Origin of the sequence: Burkholderia sp. BCC0397 (assembly GCF_902832865.1) — a bacterium.
Taxonomy (GTDB): domain Bacteria; phylum Pseudomonadota; class Gammaproteobacteria; order Burkholderiales; family Burkholderiaceae; genus Burkholderia.
The window spans coordinates 81,075-98,165 of the sequence record NZ_CADFDL010000008.1 but is presented as its reverse complement, the minus strand read 5'-3'; the positions used below and the strand labels follow the sequence as shown (position 1 = coordinate 98,165).

Annotated in this window: 13 protein-coding genes; 8 read left to right on the top strand and 5 right to left on the bottom strand. The window is 64.4% G+C overall.

The features are described from left to right. Positions 1-28 precede the first annotated feature (28 nt). Together rbfA and truB are read left to right on the top strand one after the other, a co-directional pair. Entirely contained in the window at positions 29-427 is a 399-nt protein-coding gene (gene rbfA, locus HWX03_RS23575) for a 30S ribosome-binding factor RbfA (RefSeq protein ID WP_006495346.1), read from the top strand. Between the two features lie 13 nt (positions 428-440). Then, positions 441-1,373, top strand: coding sequence for a tRNA pseudouridine(55) synthase TruB (gene truB, locus HWX03_RS23570; RefSeq protein WP_059789764.1), 933 nt, complete (start codon positions 441-443; stop codon positions 1,371-1,373). A 107-nt stretch (positions 1,374-1,480) separates the two neighbouring features. On the opposite strand, the gene HWX03_RS23565 is transcribed toward truB, so the two are convergent. The 4 genes from HWX03_RS23565 to HWX03_RS23550 all read right to left on the bottom strand — a co-directional run bounded on the left by HWX03_RS23565 (position 1,481) and on the right by HWX03_RS23550 (position 6,412). After that, positions 1,481-3,040: a DHA2 family efflux MFS transporter permease subunit gene (locus tag HWX03_RS23565; protein ID WP_175872847.1), complete on the bottom strand. Its 1,560-nt coding sequence runs from the start codon at positions 3,038-3,040 to the stop codon at positions 1,481-1,483. Positions 3,041-3,068: 28 nt separating this feature from the next. Further along, positions 3,069-4,283 (bottom strand): HlyD family secretion protein, encoded by a 1,215-nt coding sequence (locus HWX03_RS23560; protein WP_175872846.1) that lies wholly within the window; start codon positions 4,281-4,283, stop codon positions 3,069-3,071. Positions 4,284-4,336: 53 nt separating this feature from the next. Beyond that, positions 4,337-5,833: an efflux transporter outer membrane subunit gene (locus HWX03_RS23555; RefSeq protein WP_175872845.1), complete on the bottom strand. Its 1,497-nt coding sequence runs from the start codon at positions 5,831-5,833 to the stop codon at positions 4,337-4,339. A gap of 87 nt (positions 5,834-5,920) precedes the next feature. Continuing rightward, positions 5,921-6,412 carry a MarR family transcriptional regulator gene (locus HWX03_RS23550; protein WP_174429482.1) on the bottom strand — a complete coding sequence of 164 codons (492 nt, stop codon included), beginning with the start codon at positions 6,410-6,412 and terminating at the stop codon, positions 5,921-5,923. Positions 6,413-6,737: 325 nt separating this feature from the next. Between HWX03_RS23550 and typA the strand changes: the two genes are divergently transcribed. The 6 genes from typA to HWX03_RS23520 all read left to right on the top strand — a co-directional run bounded on the left by typA (position 6,738) and on the right by HWX03_RS23520 (position 16,426). After that, on the top strand, positions 6,738-8,564 hold the full coding sequence (gene typA, locus HWX03_RS23545) for a translational GTPase TypA (RefSeq protein ID WP_175819961.1): 1,827 nt from the start codon (positions 6,738-6,740) through the stop codon (positions 8,562-8,564). Positions 8,565-8,879: 315 nt separating this feature from the next. Then, positions 8,880-11,744, top strand: coding sequence for a 2-oxoglutarate dehydrogenase E1 component (locus tag HWX03_RS23540; protein WP_175872844.1), 2,865 nt, complete (start codon positions 8,880-8,882; stop codon positions 11,742-11,744). A 136-nt stretch (positions 11,745-11,880) separates the two neighbouring features. Then, complete coding sequence (odhB, locus tag HWX03_RS23535) at positions 11,881-13,158, top strand: 2-oxoglutarate dehydrogenase complex dihydrolipoyllysine-residue succinyltransferase (protein ID WP_175872843.1); 1,278 nt, start codon at positions 11,881-11,883, stop codon at positions 13,156-13,158. Between the two features lie 81 nt (positions 13,159-13,239). Further along, positions 13,240-14,670, top strand: coding sequence for a dihydrolipoyl dehydrogenase (lpdA, locus tag HWX03_RS23530; RefSeq protein ID WP_175872842.1), 1,431 nt, complete (start codon positions 13,240-13,242; stop codon positions 14,668-14,670). A gap of 98 nt (positions 14,671-14,768) precedes the next feature. Next, on the top strand, positions 14,769-15,866 hold the full coding sequence (gene zapE / locus HWX03_RS23525; protein ID WP_174386692.1) for a cell division protein ZapE: 1,098 nt from the start codon (positions 14,769-14,771) through the stop codon (positions 15,864-15,866). A gap of 119 nt (positions 15,867-15,985) precedes the next feature. Continuing rightward, positions 15,986-16,426: a transposase gene (locus tag HWX03_RS23520; protein ID WP_175872841.1), complete on the top strand. Its 441-nt coding sequence runs from the start codon at positions 15,986-15,988 to the stop codon at positions 16,424-16,426. A gap of 112 nt (positions 16,427-16,538) precedes the next feature. Here HWX03_RS23520 and HWX03_RS23515 read toward each other — a convergent pair whose 3' ends face one another. Then, the gene (locus HWX03_RS23515; protein ID WP_175819957.1) at positions 16,539-17,000 is read right to left on the bottom strand and encodes a DUF2147 domain-containing protein; all 462 of its coding nucleotides are present in this window, start codon (positions 16,998-17,000) and stop codon (positions 16,539-16,541) included. Between the last annotated feature and the right edge of the window lie 91 nt (positions 17,001-17,091).

The following is a 17,091-nucleotide window of genomic DNA, read 5'->3' as shown; positions in this document are numbered from 1 at the left end:
ATCCTGATAAACGGATCACGGATCGATCATGTCCAGGAAACGTACTTCCCCCAATCGCAACGTTCAGATCGCCGACCAGATTCAGCGCGACCTGTCCGAACTCATCATGCGCGAGGTCAAAGATCCGCGCATCGGCATCGTGACCATCCAGAGCGTGGAGCTCACGCCGGACTATGCGCACGCGAAGGTCTACTTCACGGCGCTCACCGGCGATCCGGACAAGACGCAGGAGGCGCTGAACCATGCGTCGGGTCACCTGCACAACCTGCTGTTCAAGCGCCTGCACATTCATACGGTGCCGACGCTGCATTTTCATTACGACCAGACGATCGAGAAGGCCGTCGAAATGTCGCGCCTGATCAAGGAAGCGAACTCGACGCGCGCGAAGGACGACGACGAGGCCGACGCGCCTGCCAAGGACGACTGAGCTCGACCGGCCTATGACGAATGCAGCACCCCAACGTCCGCGCGTGCCCCGGCGCGTGCTGGACGGCGTTCTCCTGCTGGACAAGCCGGTCGGCCTGTCGAGCAACGATGCGTTGATTCGTGCGAAGCGCCTGCTTCTCGCGAAGAAAGCCGGTCACACCGGCACGCTCGATCCGCTGGCTTCGGGCCTGCTGCCTCTGTGTTTCGGCGAAGCGACCAAGTTCTCGCAGGACTTGCTCGACGCCGACAAGACCTACGAAGCGACGATGCGTCTCGGCCAGCGCACGGCCACCGGCGACGCGGAAGGCGACGTGATCGACACGCGGCCGGTCGAGTGCGATCGTGCGGCGGTGGAAGCCGCGCTCGTGCGCTTCACCGGCGACATCGTGCAGGTACCGCCGATGTATTCGGCGCTCAAGCGCGACGGCAAGCCGCTGTACGAATATGCGCGCGCCGGCCAGACCGTCGAGCGGGAAGGCCGCAACGTGACGATCCACGCGCTCGAGCTGCTCGCCTGCGAGCTGCCCGACGTGACATTCCGCGTGACCTGCAGCAAGGGTACGTATGTGCGCACGCTGGCGGAGGATATCGGCGAGGCGCTGGGTTGCGGCGCGCATCTGACGATGCTGCGTCGCACGGGCGTCGGTGCGCTGACGCTCGAGCATGCGGTGACGCTCGATGCGCTGTCGGACGCTGCCGAGTCGGCGCGCGATGCATGGCTTCAGCCGGTCGATGCGTTGCTGTCGACGTTTCCGGCCATTCGGCTCGACGACGCGTCCGCGAAGCGGTTCCTGCACGGCCAGCGCCTGCCGCTGTCGGCGCTCGAGCCGATCGACGCGGCCGACGGCGAGCGCGTGCGCGTGTACGACGCAACGCGATTGCTCGGCGTGGCACGCAAGGCGAATGGCGTGCTCGCACCGGAACGGCTCGTCGTGACGGCGCAATGATGCAGCGGCGCACGCACGTGTACGCAGCAGAATGAAAAAAGCCCGGTCGATTTCGACCGGGCTTTTTGTTTGGCGTGATCGCGCAGTGATGCGCTGCCGGGTAGCGCTCAGTGCGCCGCCGACGCCGCCGCACCCGCATCGCCGCCGCCCGCGCGTTCGGGCTTGGTGATCCAGATCAGTGCGATCAGCAGCACGAAGATCGCCGCCGAGATATAGAACAGATCGTTCACGCCGAGCTGCGCGGCCTGTTGCGTGGCCATGTTGTTGATGAGGCCGTGCGCCTGATCCCGCGTCAGACCGAGGTTGCCCATTTGCGTGACGGCCTGATTGAACGTCGGGTTGTACGGGTTCGCCTGCTCGACCAGTTGCGCGTGATGGAAGTTGTTCCGATGATCCCACGCGGTCTGGAAGATCGACGTGCCGATGCCGCCGCACATGATCCGCACGAAGTTCGACAGGCCGGACGCTGCGGGAATGCGGTGGCCGGGCAGGCCGGACAGCGTGATCGACACGAGCGGGATGAAGAAGCCCGCCATCGCGATGCCCTGCACGAGCGTCGGCAGCGTCAGCGACCATTCGTCGACGCCGGTCGTGTAGCGCGAACGCATCCAGAAGCACAGCGCAAACGTCAGGAACGACGCAGTCGAAATGAAGCGCGGATCGGTGCGCGGCAGATACTTCCCGGTGAGTGGCGACAACAGGATTGCGAACAACCCGACCGGCGCCATCACGAGGCCGGCGTCGGTCGCGGTGTAGCCGATTTGGGTCTGCAGCCACAGCGGTAACAGCACGAGATTACCGAAGTACAGGCCGTACCCGATCGACAGCGCGACTGTGCCGCCGGTGAAGTTGCGCATGCGGAACAGCGACAGGTCGACGACCGGGTGCTCGGCGGTCAGCTCCCAGATCACGAAGAACGCGAACGCAATGACAGCGGTCAGCGCGAGCACGATGATGGTCGTCGACGCGAACCAGTCGAGATCCTTGCCCTTGTCGAGCATGATCTGCAGCGAGCCGACCCAGACGACCAGCAGCGCGAGGCCCACACCGTCGATCGGCGCGCGGCGCACGGCCGACTCCCGATTGCGGTAGATCACCCACGTCGCGGCGGCGGCGGCGATGCCGACCGGGATGTTGACGTAGAAGATCCACGGCCACGAATAGTTGTCCGAGATCCAGCCGCCGAGAATCGGGCCCGCGACGGGCGCGATCAGCGTCGTCATCGCCCATAGTGCGAGCGCCATCGGTGCCTTCGCGCGCGGATAGCTCGACAGCAGCAGCGCTTGCGACAGCGGAATCATCGGCCCGGCGACCGCGCCCTGGAGCACGCGCGACGCGAGCAGAAACGGCAGGCTCGGCGCCAGCCCGCACATCCACGACGAGATGACGAACAGGATGATCGACGCGAGGAACAGGCGGACTTGCCCGAAACGGTCGGTCAGCCAGCCGGTCAGCGGCACCGAGATTGCGTTCGCGACCGCGAACGACGTGATGACCCACGTGCCCTGGTCGGACGACACGCCGAGGTCGCCCGAGATGGTCGGGATCGCGACGTTCGCGATGGACGTGTCGAGCACGTTCATGAACACCGCGAGCGACACTGCGATCGTCCCGAGCAGGAGTTGTCCGCCCTGCAGGGGCGGGTAGGAGGCAGGAGCCTGTGCCATGTCGGTTGCCTTTCCGAAGTCGGAACGGTTACATCATTTTCGCGGCGCTGCTCTGCTTCGCCGCGACCGGCGCCGACGCGTTGCCGCCTGCGTTCTCGGCGATGATGCGCGTGATTTCGGCGTCGGCTTCGTCGCCGTATTTCGCGAACACGTTGGTCTCGTAGACGGTATTCGGCGCGTTGACGAGCTGGTCGCCGCGTTCGTCCTTGATGTCCACGTCGACCTGCATCGACAGGCCGATGCGCAGCGGATGCTTGTCGAGATCCTTCGGGTCGAGCTCGATCCGCACCGGCAGGCGCTGCACGACCTTGATCCAGTTGCCGGTCGCGTTCTGCGCCGGCAGCAGCGAGAACGCCGAGCCCGTGCCGGCCGAGAAGCCGACGACCTTGCCGTGGTACGTGACCGACGAACCGTAGATGTCGGCCGTCATCTCGACCGGCTGACCGATGCGCATGTGCTTCAACTGGACTTCCTTGAAGTTCGCGTCGACCCACACGGCATTGAGCGGCACCACCGACATCAGCGGGTTGCCGGGCGACACACGCTGGCCGACCTGCACCGAGCGCTTCGCGACGTAGCCGGTGACCGGCGCCGGCAGCACGTTACGTGCGTTCGCGAGGTACGCGTCGCGCACCTTCGCGGCGGCGGCCATCACGTTCGGGTGCGATGCGATCGTCGTGTTCGCGGTCAATGCGCGATTCGATGCGAGCTGCTGCTGCGCGGCGTCGACCGATGCCTGTGCGGCCTTCACCGCGTCGCGGGCGTGCGAGATTTCTTCCTGCGACACGGCGCCCGTCTGCGCGACGGCCACGCGGCGACGCAGGTCGTCCTGGGCCTTCGACAGGTCCGACTGGCGCAGCGCGACTTGCGCGCGGTACTGGTCATCGTTGACGAACAGGCCGCGCACCTGGCGCACCGTCTGCGCGAGGTTGGCTTCCGCCTGCTGCAGCGCGACCTGCGAATCGGCCGGGTCGAGCACGACGAGCGGATCGCCGGCCTTGATCGTTTGCGTGTCGTCCGCCTTCACGGCGATCACGGTGCCGGTGACCTGCGGCGTGATCTGCACGACGTTGCCGTTCACGTACGCATCGTCGGTATCTTCATGGAAGCGGGCGACGAGGAAGTAGTACAGGCCGTATGCGATGGCCGCGATCACGATGACCGCGATGAGCAGCGTCATCATTCGTTTGCGCTTGCCGTTATTCTGCGGCTGCGCGCTGGCGGCGTTTTGTTGGTCGCTCATGGCGATTTTCTCCGTCCGTTATTTCGAGTGTCTGCGTAATGGGTGGCGCCGGATCAGTTGGCGGCCTGTTTGGTCGGCGTGGCCGCATCGGGCGCGGCGAGCGGCGTGCCGGTCGCGTCGAACCCGCCGCCGAGCGCCTTGATCAGGGCGAGCTGCATGTCGCGCCGGCGCATCTTCAGGTTGGTCACCGTCTGTTCCGATGCGAGGCGGTTGCTGTCCGCCGTCAGCACCTGCAGTTGCGGCGACAGGCCGGCCTTGTAGCGGATGACCGCGAGATCGTACGCACGCGTCGATGCGTCGAGCGCACGTTGGGCGTCGCCCATCTGGCGATCGACCGCGCGGATCGACGCGACCTGCGTCGCGACGTCGTTCAGCGCGCTGATCAGCGTCTGGTTGTAGTTCGCGACCGACAGGTCGAAGTCGGCGTAGCGGCCCTTGAGCTGGGCGCGCAGCGCGCCGGCATCGAAGATCGGCAGGTGGATCGCCGGGCCGAACTGCGCCTGGCGGCTCGCGAAGTTCAGGAATTTGCCCCAGCCGAACGCATCGAAGCCGAAGCCGGCCGCGAGGTTCACGTCGGGGTAGAACTCGGCCTTCGCTTCCTTCACGTCGTGCATCGCGGCTTCGACCTGCCAGCGCGCGGCGACGATGTCGGGGCGGCGCGACACGAGATCGGCCGGCAGGTTGCCGGGCAGCACGACGTTGCCGCTCGGGTTCATCACGGGCGCCGCGATCTGCAGCCCGCGATCCGGGCCCTTGCCGAGCAGCGCGGCGAGCTGGTAGCGCACCGTCGTGATCTGGCCGTCGAGGTCCGACAGCGAGGCCTGGGTCGTCGCGATGTTGCCGCGGGCCGTCTGGCGTTCGACGTTGGTGTCGAGGCCGGCCGATACGCGGCCGTCGGTGATCTTGCCGACCGTCTCGCGGTTGCTGATCTCGCGTTGCGCGATGTCGCGCAGCGCATAGAGCTGTGCGAGCGAGTTGTAGGTGCGCGCGACCGACGACGCGAGCGTGATGCGAGCCTGTTGCATGTCGGCTTCGGCGGCCTTTTCCTGCGACACGGCCGTGTGCAGGCGCTCGCGGTTCTTGCCCCACAGGTCGAGTTCCCACGAGGCGCTCGCGAGCGCGTTGTTTTCGCTGTACCACTGGCCGCCGTACGGGGGCGGGAACAGCGCGTTCGACGAATACAGCTCGCGCGTCCACGAATAGCTGGCTTCGGCCTTCGGCATCAGGTTCGAGCGCGACGATTCGATGTATGACGAGGCCTTCGCGATGCGCGCCTGCGCCTGCGCGATCGACGGGTTGCCCTGCAGCGCTTCGTCGATCAGTTTCGGCAGTTGCGGATCGCCGAACTGGCTGGCCCAGTCGAGCGCCGGCCATTGGCCGCCCTGGGCCGGCAGGCTCTGGGCGGATTCGAATTGTGACGCGGGTGCGATCTGCTTGTCGCTCTTGATGCCGATGTAATTCGCGCAGCCCGCCAGCGCCAGCGCGGCGACCGCGGCGGCGACGGCGGCGCGGCACGACCCGGCGCGCACGGACAACGGGGAGGATTTCATCGCGCTAACCCCTGACTCGGAATGAATGATGGACACTGCAAGGATTTCCTTACATTAATCTGTCAAAAGTAATTGTTATGGCAACTATTACGTGATGCTACCGCCGGCCGTCTCGCAATAGTTGCTGAGAATGCGGCGCAGCATGCTCTTCAGGAACCCGACTTCTTCCGGCGTAAACCCGTCCAGCACCTGGTCGAGAACACTGCGAAAAATGGGCGGCAGCCGTTCGGCCAGCGCACGGCCTTCGTCGGTGAGCTCGAGGCGCACGACGCGTCGGTCCTCGACGCTGCGCACGCGCGACAGCAGGCCGCGTTTCTCGACCCGGTCGAGCAGGCGCGTGACCGCGCTTGCGTCGATCCCGTATTCGCGCGCGAGTTCGGCGGCCGTCGAGCACCTGCCGACGGCGATCATGAACAGCATGCTCGCCTGCGTGCCCGTGATGCCGAGCTCTTCCTGCGTGCGCTGCGTGACGAGGTTGGTCATCACCGACTTCACGCGCGACATCAGATAACCGACGCTGTCGTTCATCTGATACGAAGACAGCGGCGAAACGGGCGGTGGGGTAGGAGAATCCGACATAAAACCCTGAAGCTGCAATAGTTGACTAGGCAGCAGTATAGGTACAATTGCTTGCCGCGGCAAATGTTAATCGAACGGCAAAACGCGCGCTCCGTCTGGCGAGAATCCCTTATCGTGATAAGGTTTTTCGGCCGGCCGGCGGTGAGGCGGAAGAGGGTTGGCCTGTTCGGTAGCGCGGGGCGGAGCGGCCCGTTTTGCTGCGTTGCAACGCATGGATCAGCTTTCGACACTCGCACGTGCTATAATTTGAGGCTCTCCAAGCTGCAACGCGCGCCCGTGAAAACGAGCGCGCGCGTTTGCGCGTTCAAACGATTTCCAGGTTTCTATGACCCGCGCCCTTCGCAACATCGCCATCATCGCCCACGTCGACCACGGCAAGACCACGCTCGTCGACCAACTGCTCCGCCAGTCCGGCACCTTCCGCGAGAACCAGCAGATGGTGGAGCGGGTGATGGACTCGAACGACATCGAAAAAGAGCGCGGGATCACGATTCTCGCGAAGAACTGCGCGGTCGAATACGAAGGCACGCACATCAACATCGTCGACACGCCGGGGCACGCGGACTTCGGTGGCGAGGTCGAGCGCGTGCTGTCGATGGTCGACTCGGTGCTGCTGCTCGTCGACGCGGTCGAAGGCCCGATGCCGCAGACGCGCTTCGTCACGAAGAAGGCGCTCGCGCTCGGCCTGAAGCCGATCGTCGTCGTCAACAAGATCGACCGTCCGGGCGCACGGATCGACTGGGTCATCAACCAGACCTTCGACCTGTTCGACAAGCTCGGCGCGACCGAAGAGCAGCTCGACTTCCCGATCGTCTACGCGTCGGGCCTGAACGGCTACGCGTCGCTCGATCCGGCTGCCCGCGAAGGCGACATGCGCCCGCTGTTCGAGTCGATCCTCGCGCACGTGCCGGTTCGCCCGGCCGATCCGGAAGCGCCGCTGCAGCTCCAGATCACGTCGCTCGACTATTCGACGTACGTCGGCCGGATCGGCGTCGGCCGTATCACGCGCGGCCGCATCAAGCCGGGTCAGCCGGTCGTGATGCGCTTCGGCCCGGAAGGCGACGTGCTGAACCGCAAGATCAACCAGGTGCTGTCGTTCAAGGGCCTCGAGCGCGTGCAGGTCGAATCGGCCGAAGCGGGCGACATCGTGCTGATCAACGGCATTGAAGACGTCGGCATCGGCGCGACGATCTGCGCGGTCGACACGCCGGAAGCGCTGCCGATGATCACCGTCGACGAGCCGACGCTGACGATGAACTTCCTCGTCAACTCGTCGCCGCTCGCCGGCCGCGAAGGCAAGTTCGTGACGAGCCGCCAGATCCGCGACCGCCTGATGAAGGAACTGAACCACAACGTCGCGCTGCGCGTGAAGGATACCGGCGACGAAACGGTGTTCGAAGTGTCGGGCCGCGGCGAACTGCACCTGACGATTCTCGTCGAGAACATGCGCCGCGAAGGCTACGAGCTGGCCGTGTCGCGTCCGCGCGTCGTGATGCAGGAAATCGACGGCGTGCGTCACGAGCCGTACGAGCTGCTGACGGTCGACGTCGAAGACGAACACCAGGGCGGCGTGATGGAAGAGCTGGGCCGCCGCAAGGGCGAAATGCTCGACATGGCGTCGGACGGCCGCGGCCGCACGCGCCTGGAATACAAGATCTCGGCGCGTGGCCTGATCGGCTTCCAGAGCGAATTCCTGACGCTCACGCGCGGCACGGGCCTGATGAGCCACATCTTCGACTCGTACGCACCGGTCAAGGACGGCTCCGTGTTCGAGCGCCGCAACGGCGTGCTGATCTCGCAGGACGACGGCGCAGCGGTGGCCTACGCACTGTGGAAGCTGCAGGATCGCGGCCGCATGTTCGTGAAGCCGGGCGACGCGCTGTATGAGGGTATGATCATCGGCATTCACAGCCGCGACAACGACCTCGTCGTGAACCCGATCAAGGGCAAGCAGCTGACCAACGTGCGCGCGTCGGGTACCGACGAAGCCGTGCGTCTCGTGCCGCCGGTCCAGATGTCGCTGGAATACGCGGTCGAATTCATCGACGACGACGAACTCGTCGAAGTGACGCCGCAGTCGATCCGCCTGCGCAAGCGCTTCCTGAAGGAGCACGAGCGTCGCCGCGCGAGCCGCGAAGGCGCGGTCGACTAAGCATCGACTGTTCCCGAGCACGACGAAAAGGCTGCCTTCGGGCAGCCTTTTTGCATCTGCGCAGCGTGCAACCGGGCGGCCTGCAAAACACTGTTCCCGCAGGTCGCGGCAATCCGGCAAAACCCCGCCGCGCGGTGCTTTCACGCACATTTCGCCGTGAACTCCGGTATCGGTTCTGTGATATGCTGCGCGCACGCAAGTTTTAGGTCCTTCCAAGCAAGACTTGATTCGCAATCCGCTAAACGGTCAGGCCGTGTCGCGGAAGGTTGAGTAACCCGCTATTTCTCGAGAAGCTCGAAGAAAGGTGAGCGTAAAATGTCAGATGTAATGAAGCAGTTTCAGCTGAACTCCTATCTGTTCGGCGGCAATGCTTCGTACGTTGAAGAACTGTACGATGCATACCTCAACAATCCGGCGTCGGTGCCGGAGAACTGGCGAGAGTATTTCGACGCGCTGCAGAACGTGCCTGCAACGGACGGCTCGACCGCCAATGACGTCGCTCACTTCCCGATCGTCGAATCGTTCGCCGAGCGCGCGAAGGCCAATGCCTTCATTCCGCGCGAAAGCACCAGCAATCTCGCGACCGCACGCAAGCAGGTGCACGTCCAGTCGCTCATCAGCGCCTACCGCTTCCTCGGCTCGCAATGGGCCAATCTCGATCCGCTGAAGCGTCGCGAACGTCCGGCCATTCCCGAGCTCGAACCCGCGTTCTACGATTTCTCCGAAGGCGACCTCGACCAGACGTACAGCGCAAGCAACCTGTACTTCGGTTTCGACCAGGCTTCGCTGCGCGACATCGTCAAGGGCCTGCGCGACACGTACTGCGGCACGATCGGCGCTGAGTTCATGTACATCAGCGATCCGGAGCAGAAGCGCTGGTGGCAGGAGCGCCTGGAGTCGACCCGCGCGACGCCGGCCTTCTCGGCCGACAAGAAGAAGCACATCCTGAATCGCCTGACGGCCGCCGAAGGCCTCGAGCGCTACCTGCACACCAAGTACGTCGGCCAGAAGCGCTTCTCGCTCGAAGGCGGCGAAAGCTTCATCGCGGCGATGGACGAAGTCGTCCAGCACGCGGGCAAGAGCGGCGTGCAGGAAATCATCATCGGCATGGCTCACCGCGGCCGTCTGAACGTGCTGGTCAACACGCTGGGCAAGATGCCGGCCGACCTGTTCGCCGAATTCGAAGGCAAGCACGTCGACGACCTGCCGGCCGGTGACGTGAAATACCACAAGGGCTTCTCGTCGGACGTGTCGACGGAAGGCGGCCCGGTCCACCTGTCGCTCGCGTTCAACCCGTCGCACCTCGAAATCGTGAACCCGGTGGTCGAAGGTTCCGCGAAGGCGCGGATGGATCGCCGCGGCGACGAAGACGGCCTGCAGGTGCTGCCGGTGCAGATCCACGGCGACGCGGCCTTCGCAGGCCAGGGCGTCGTGATGGAAACGCTGAACCTCGCGCAGACGCGCGGTTACGGCACGCACGGCACGCTGCACATCGTCATCAACAACCAGATCGGCTTCACGACGTCCGACCCGCGCGACGCGCGCTCGACGCTGTACTGTACCGACGTCGTCAAGATGATCGAGGCGCCGGTGCTGCACGTGAACGGTGACGATCCGGAAGCCGTCGTGCTCGCGACGCAAATCGCGATCGACTACCGGATGCAGTTCCACAAGGATGTCGTGATCGACATCGTCTGCTTCCGCAAGCTGGGTCACAACGAGCAGGACACGCCGGCCGTCACGCAGCCGCTGATGTACAAGAAGATCGCGCAGCACCCGGGCACCCGTGCGTTGTACGCCGAGAAGCTCGTGCAGCAGGGCGTGATCGCCGCGGAAGACGTCGACGGCTACGTGAAGGCGTACCGCAAGGCGATGGACGACGGTCACCACACGGTCGACCCGGTCCTGTCAAACTACAAGAGCAAGTACGCGGTCGACTGGGTGCCGTTCCTGAACCGCAAGTGGACGGATGCAGCCGACACGGCCGTGCCGCTCGCCGAACTGAAGCGCCTGGGCGAACGCATCACGACGGTCCCGGAAAACTTCAAGGTCCACCCGCTCGTCGAGCGCGTGATCAACGACCGCCGCAACATGGCGCGCGGCGACCAGCCGCTCGACTGGGGCATGGGCGAACACCTCGCGTTCGCGTCGCTCGTCGCATCGGGCTACTCGGTGCGCCTGACGGGCCAGGACTCGGGCCGCGGCACGTTCACGCACCGTCACGCGGTGCTGCACGACCAGAACCGCGAGCGCTGGAACGACGGCACGTACGTGCCGCTGCAGAACATCGCCGACGGTCAGGCGAAGTTCACGGTGATCGACTCGGTGCTGTCGGAAGAAGCGGTGCTGGGCTTCGAATACGGTTACTCGACCGCCGAGCCGAATACGCTCGTGCTGTGGGAAGCGCAGTTCGGCGACTTCGTCAACGGTGCGCAGGTCGTGATCGACCAGTTCATCTCGTCGGGCGAAGTGAAGTGGGGTCGCGTGTCGGGTCTCACGATGCTGCTGCCGCACGGCTACGAAGGCCAGGGTCCGGAACACTCGTCCACGCGTATCGAGCGTTTCCTGCAACTGTGTGCTGACCACAACATGCAGGTCGTTCAGCCGACGACGCCGGCGCAGATTTTCCACCTGCTGCGTCGCCAGATGATCCGCCTGTTCCGCAAGCCGCTGATCGTCGCGACGCCGAAGTCGCTGCTGCGTCACAAGGAAGCGGTGTCGGACCTGTCGGAACTGGCGAAGGGTTCGTTCCAGCCGGTGCTGGGCGAAACCGACGGCGGCATCGACGCGAAGAAGGTCAAGCGCGTGCTGGCGTGCTCGGGCCGCGTGTATTACGACCTCGTCGCGCATCGCCGCGAAGCGAAGGCGAACGACGTCGCGATCATCCGTATCGAGCAGCTGTATCCGTTCGCGCACAAGCAGTTCGAAGCCGAAATGAAGAAGTACGAGAACGCGACTGAAGTGGTCTGGGTGCAGGACGAGCCGCAGAACCAGGGTCCCTGGTTCTACGTCGAGCACCACCTGAAGGAAGGCATGAAGGAAGGGCAGAAGCTGGCATACAGCGGCCGTCCGGCTTCGGCCTCGCCGGCGGTTGGCTACTACGCGAAGCACTACGAGCAGCAGAAGGCCCTGATCGAAGGTGCATTCGGCCGCCTGAAGAGCGCATCGCTCGCGAAATAACCGACGTCAAGCGAAACGGGAAGGCGCGCGGCGCTTTCCCGTTCCTTTTGGCCTGCCGGGCGCGTCGCGCGCCGCACCGGCCGAAGGAATCGCACGAACCTCGTCACACCCCAGATTAAGCATCCAGGAAAATCACATGGCTATCGTAGAAGTCAAAGTCCCCCAGCTTTCGGAGTCGGTGTCGGAAGCCACCATGCTGCAGTGGAAGAAGAAGCCGGGCGAAGCAGTCGCGCAGGACGAAATCCTGATCGAACTCGAGACCGACAAGGTCGTGCTCGAAGTGCCGGCGCCGGCAGCGGGCGTGCTCGCGCAAGTGCTGCAGAACGACGGCGACACGGTGGTCGCCGATCAGCTGATCGCGACGATCGACACCGAAGCGAAGGCGGGTGCTGCAGAAGCCGCGGCAGGTGCCGCCGAAGTCAAGCCGGCGGCAGCGCCTGCTGCAGCCGCGCCGGCCGCACAGCCGGTTGCCGCGACCGCATCGAGCTCGGCCGCCGCCTCGCCGGCCGCAGCGAAGCTGCTGGCCGAGAAGGGCCTGTCGACGGGCGACGTCGCAGGTTCGGGCCGCGACGGCCGCGTCACGAAGGGCGACGCGCTGGCCGCAGGCAGCGCGCCGAAGGCTGCTCCGGCGGCCGCACCGGCGAAGACCGCCGCCGCGAAGCCGGCGCTGCCGGAAGTGAAGGTGCCGGCGTCGGCAGCGACGTGGCTGAGCGACCGTCCGGAACAGCGCGTGCCGATGTCGCGCCTGCGTGCGCGTATCGCCGAGCGCCTGCTCGAATCGCAGCAGACCAACGCGATCCTGACGACGTTCAACGAAGTGAACATGGCTCCGGTCATGGAACTGCGTAACAAGTACAAGGACAAGTTCGAGAAGGAACACGGCGTGAAGCTCGGCTTCATGTCGTTCTTCGTGAAGGCGGCCGTCCATGCGCTGAAGAAGTTCCCGCTCGTGAACGCGTCGATCGACGGTAACGACATCGTCTACCACGGCTACTTCGACATCGGTATCGCGGTCGGTTCGCCGCGCGGCCTGGTCGTGCCGATCCTGCGCAACGCGGATCAGCTGAGCCTCGCCGAGATCGAGAAGAAGATCGCCGAATTCGGCCAGAAGGCGAAGGACGGCAAGCTGTCGATCGAGGAAATGACGGGCGGTACGTTCTCGATCTCGAACGGCGGCGTGTTCGGTTCGATGCTGTCGACCCCGATCATCAACCCGCCGCAGTCGGCCATCCTCGGCGTGCACGCGACGAAGGAGCGCCCGGTCGTCGAGAACGGCCAGATCGTGATCCGCCCGATCAACTACCTCGCGCTGTCGTACGACCACCGCATCATCGACGGCCGCGAAGCCGTGCTGTCGCTCGTCGCGATGAAGGATGCGCTGGAAGATCCGGCACGCCTGCTGCTCGACCTGTAAGCCGAGTCTCACCGCATCGACCCGTTCCGCGGGTTCGCGTCCACGCGCGAACCCGCGGGCGTACAAGTAGAAAGGATTGTCATGTCCAAGGAATTTGACGTCGTCGTGATCGGCGCCGGCCCCGGCGGCTACATCGCCGCGATTCGCGCCGCGCAGCTCGGCAAGACCGTTGCCTGTATCGAGAAGTGGAAGAACCCGGCCGGCGCGCTGAAGCTCGGCGGCACCTGCCTGAACGTCGGCTGCATCCCGTCGAAGGCGCTGCTCGCGTCGTCGGAAGAGTTCGAGAACACGTCGCATCACCTGGCCGACCACGGCATCACGGTCGACGGCGTGAAGATCGACGTCCCGAAGATGCTCGGCCGCAAGGATGCGATCGTCGAGAAGATGACGAGCGGGATCGAGTTCCTGTTCAAGAAGAACAAGATCACCTGGCTGAAGGGCCATGGCAAGTTCACCGGCAAGACCGACGCCGGCGTGCAGATCGAAGTGAGCGGCGAGGGCGAAGCCGAAGTCGTCACCGCGAAGAACGTGATCATCGCGACGGGCTCGAAGGCGCGTCACCTGCCGAACGTCCCGGTCGACAACAAGATCGTGTCGGACAACGAAGGCGCACTGACGTTCGAGTCGGTGCCGAAGAAGCTCGCCGTGATCGGCGCAGGCGTGATCGGCCTCGAGCTCGGCTCGGTGTGGCGTCGTCTGGGTGCCGAAGTGACGGTGCTCGAAGCGCTGCCGGCGTTCCTCGGCGCAGCCGACGAAGCGCTCGCGAAGGAAGCGGCGAAGCTGTTCAAGAAGCAGGGCCTCGACATCCATCTCGGCGTGAAGATCGGCGACGTGAAGACGACCGCGAACGGCGTGTCGATCGCTTACACGGACAAGGACGGCAACGCGCAGACGCTCGACGCCGACCGCCTGATCGTGTCGGTCGGCCGCGTGCCGAACACCGACAACCTCGGTCTCGAGGCGATCGGCCTGAAGGCGAACGAGCGCGGCTTCATCGACGTGGACGACCACTGCCGCACGGCGGTGCCGAACGTGTACGCGATCGGCGACGTGGTGCGCGGCCCGATGCTCGCGCACAAGGCGGAAGACGAAGGCGTGCTGGTCGCGGAAGTGATCGACGGCCAGAAGCCGCACATCGACTACAACTGCATTCCGTGGGTGATCTACACGTACCCGGAAATCGCCTGGGTCGGCAAGACGGAGCAGCAGCTGAAGGCCGAAGGCCGCGAGATCAAGTCGGGCAAGTTCCCGTTCTCGATCAACGGCCGCGCGCTCGGCATGAACGCGCCGGACGGTTTCGTGAAGATGATCGCGGACGCGAAGACCGACGAACTGCTCGGCGTGCACGTGATCGCGGCGAACGCGTCGGACCTGATCGCGGAAGCCGTGGTGGCGATGGAATTCAAGGCGGCGTCGGAAGACATCGCCCGCATCTGCCATCCGCACCCGTCGATGTCGGAAGTGATGCGCGAAGCGGCGCTCGCGGTCGACAAGCGCTCGCTGAACAGCTGAGCACGGTGTAGCGCCTGCCGGCCGTTGGCCGGCGCGGCCGTCTCATGACGAAGGCGGGCGGGGTTTCCCGCTCGCCTTCGTTCTTTCCGGTTTGCCCGATGAACGTCACCGAATACTACACGCGCGAACTGACCACGCGCGGCTATCAGTCCGATCCCGCCCAGCGCGCGGCCGTCGATCGCCTGCAGCGCTGTTTCGACGAATGGGTCGACTACAAGGCGCGCCGCTCCAACGCGTTCAAGAAGCTCATCATTCATCCGGAGCTGCCGCGCGGCGTCTACATGTGGGGCGGTGTCGGTCGCGGCAAGAGCTTCCTGATGGACAGCTTCTACGCAGTCGTACCCGTGCAGCGCAAGACGCGCCTGCATTTCCACGAATTCATGCGCGAAGTGCACCGCGAGCTCGAGGAGCTGAAAGGGCAGGCCGATCCGCTCGATGAACTCGCGCGACGCATCGCGAAGCGTTACCGGCTGATCTGCTTCGACGAGTTTCACGTGTCGGACATCGCCGACGCGATGATCCTGTACCGCCTGCTCGACCGCCTGTTCAACAACGGCGTGCAGTTCGTGATGACGTCCAATTACGATCCCGACGACCTGTATCCGGACGGCCTGCATCGCGACCGCATGCTGCCGGCGATCGCGCTGATCAAGGAAAAGCTCGACGTGCTCAACGTCGATGCGGGGGTCGACTATCGCCAGCGCACGCTCGCGCAGGTGAAGATGTATCACACGCCGCTCGGCGCGGAGGCCGATCGCGAACTGCGCCATGCATTCGGCAAGCTCGCGGCCGTGCCCGACGAGAGTCCGATCCTGCATATCGAGAAGCGCGAGCTGAAGGCGCTGCGCAAGGCGGACGGCGTCGTGTGGTTCGATTTCGCGACGCTGTGCGGCGGCCCGCGTTCGCAAAACGATTACCTCGAACTGGCGAGCCGCTTTCATGCGATCGTGCTGTCCGAGGTGCCGCAGATGTCGCCGCGGATGGCGTCCGAAGCGCGCCGCTTCACGTGGCTCATCGACGTGCTGTACGATCACAAGGTCAAGCTGCTGATGTCCGCGGCGGTGCCGGCCGAAGCGTTGTACGTCGAAGGCCCGATGGCCAACGAATTCGCGCGTACGGTCTCGCGCATCGTCGAGATGCAGTCGAAGGAGTATCTCGAAACTCCGCGCCGCATCGTCGATACGTCGTTGACCTGAGCTGATCGAGAGCTCTGGCAATTGGCGGGATTTAAACGTCAATTTCGGTTAAATTCAGCCAATCTTCGGGTATTTTCGGATTTGTCTTATATTCATCGTTGAGGTGAGCCGATATTGTGGTGTCATGGTTATTAAGGCTGGAGACGTCCATGACACCGTATCGCGATTTAACCGACCACGAATGGGGCTGCGTCGCGCCGCTTCTGCCCGAAATGCAGCCGCGCACCGAGTTGCGCGGCCGGCCATTAGCCAATACGCGGGCCGTGCTGAACGGTGTGCTCTGGGTGATCTACAGTGGCGCAACATGGTCGGCCATGCCGCGCCGTTACCCGTCGTATCAAACATGCCATCGCCGCTTCAAGGTGTGGCACGAAACGGGCACGCTGATGAACGTGATGCGTGAGCTCTATGGCGACGCCGGCATGAATCTGTGCAATGAACTGTCCGCGCGAATGCGCAAGCACACGCAATCGAAGGCGGCCGAGGCGCGTAGCAACGCGGCACCCGCGTATCGTGCACCGGGTAGCTATGCATCGGATACGATGAAGCACGCGGCGTGATGTTCATCGGTTTTCGTTGTGCACGCACTAAAAGAAATCGGCCTGGCGACGTCGTCGCAGGCCGATTTTTTCATTGAGCCGCGCTGAGCCACGCGTCTGGGCGCGTACTGCGTTATTGCTGGCGAACCCAGGTCTGCGACCGGCCCAGCAGCGACACGCCGATGTAGCCGCGCACCACGAGCTTTTGGCCGCCGTCTTCAAGCGTCATCTTGCACTTGTAGACCTTGCCGTTCTCCGGGTCGAGAATGTTGCCGCCGTCCCAGTGGTCGCCTTCCTTCTTCATCGCCTTGATGATCGTCATGCCCTTGATGAGCTGATCCTTGCGCTCGTCCGTGCACGCGGTGCAGCGGCGATCGGGCGTATCGTTCGCACCGAGGCCCTTGACGACCTTGCCCGTCATCAAGCCGTCGCCGTCCTCGGCGATCTGCACGAGTGCCTTCGGTTGATGGGTGTTGTCGTCGATCGTCTGCCACATGCCGATGGGGCTGTCGGCTTGCGCGAACGTGGGGGCTGCGCACGTGAGCAGGGCGCCGGCAATGGCGATTGCACGCAACGGGCGAGTCAGTTGAATCATTGTCATCCTCCTTGTTTTGCATGTCTGTTCGATTCGCCCGCACGACCGTCTGCATGGGGCGGGCCTGTTGCGAGCTTCGCCAGAATACGTG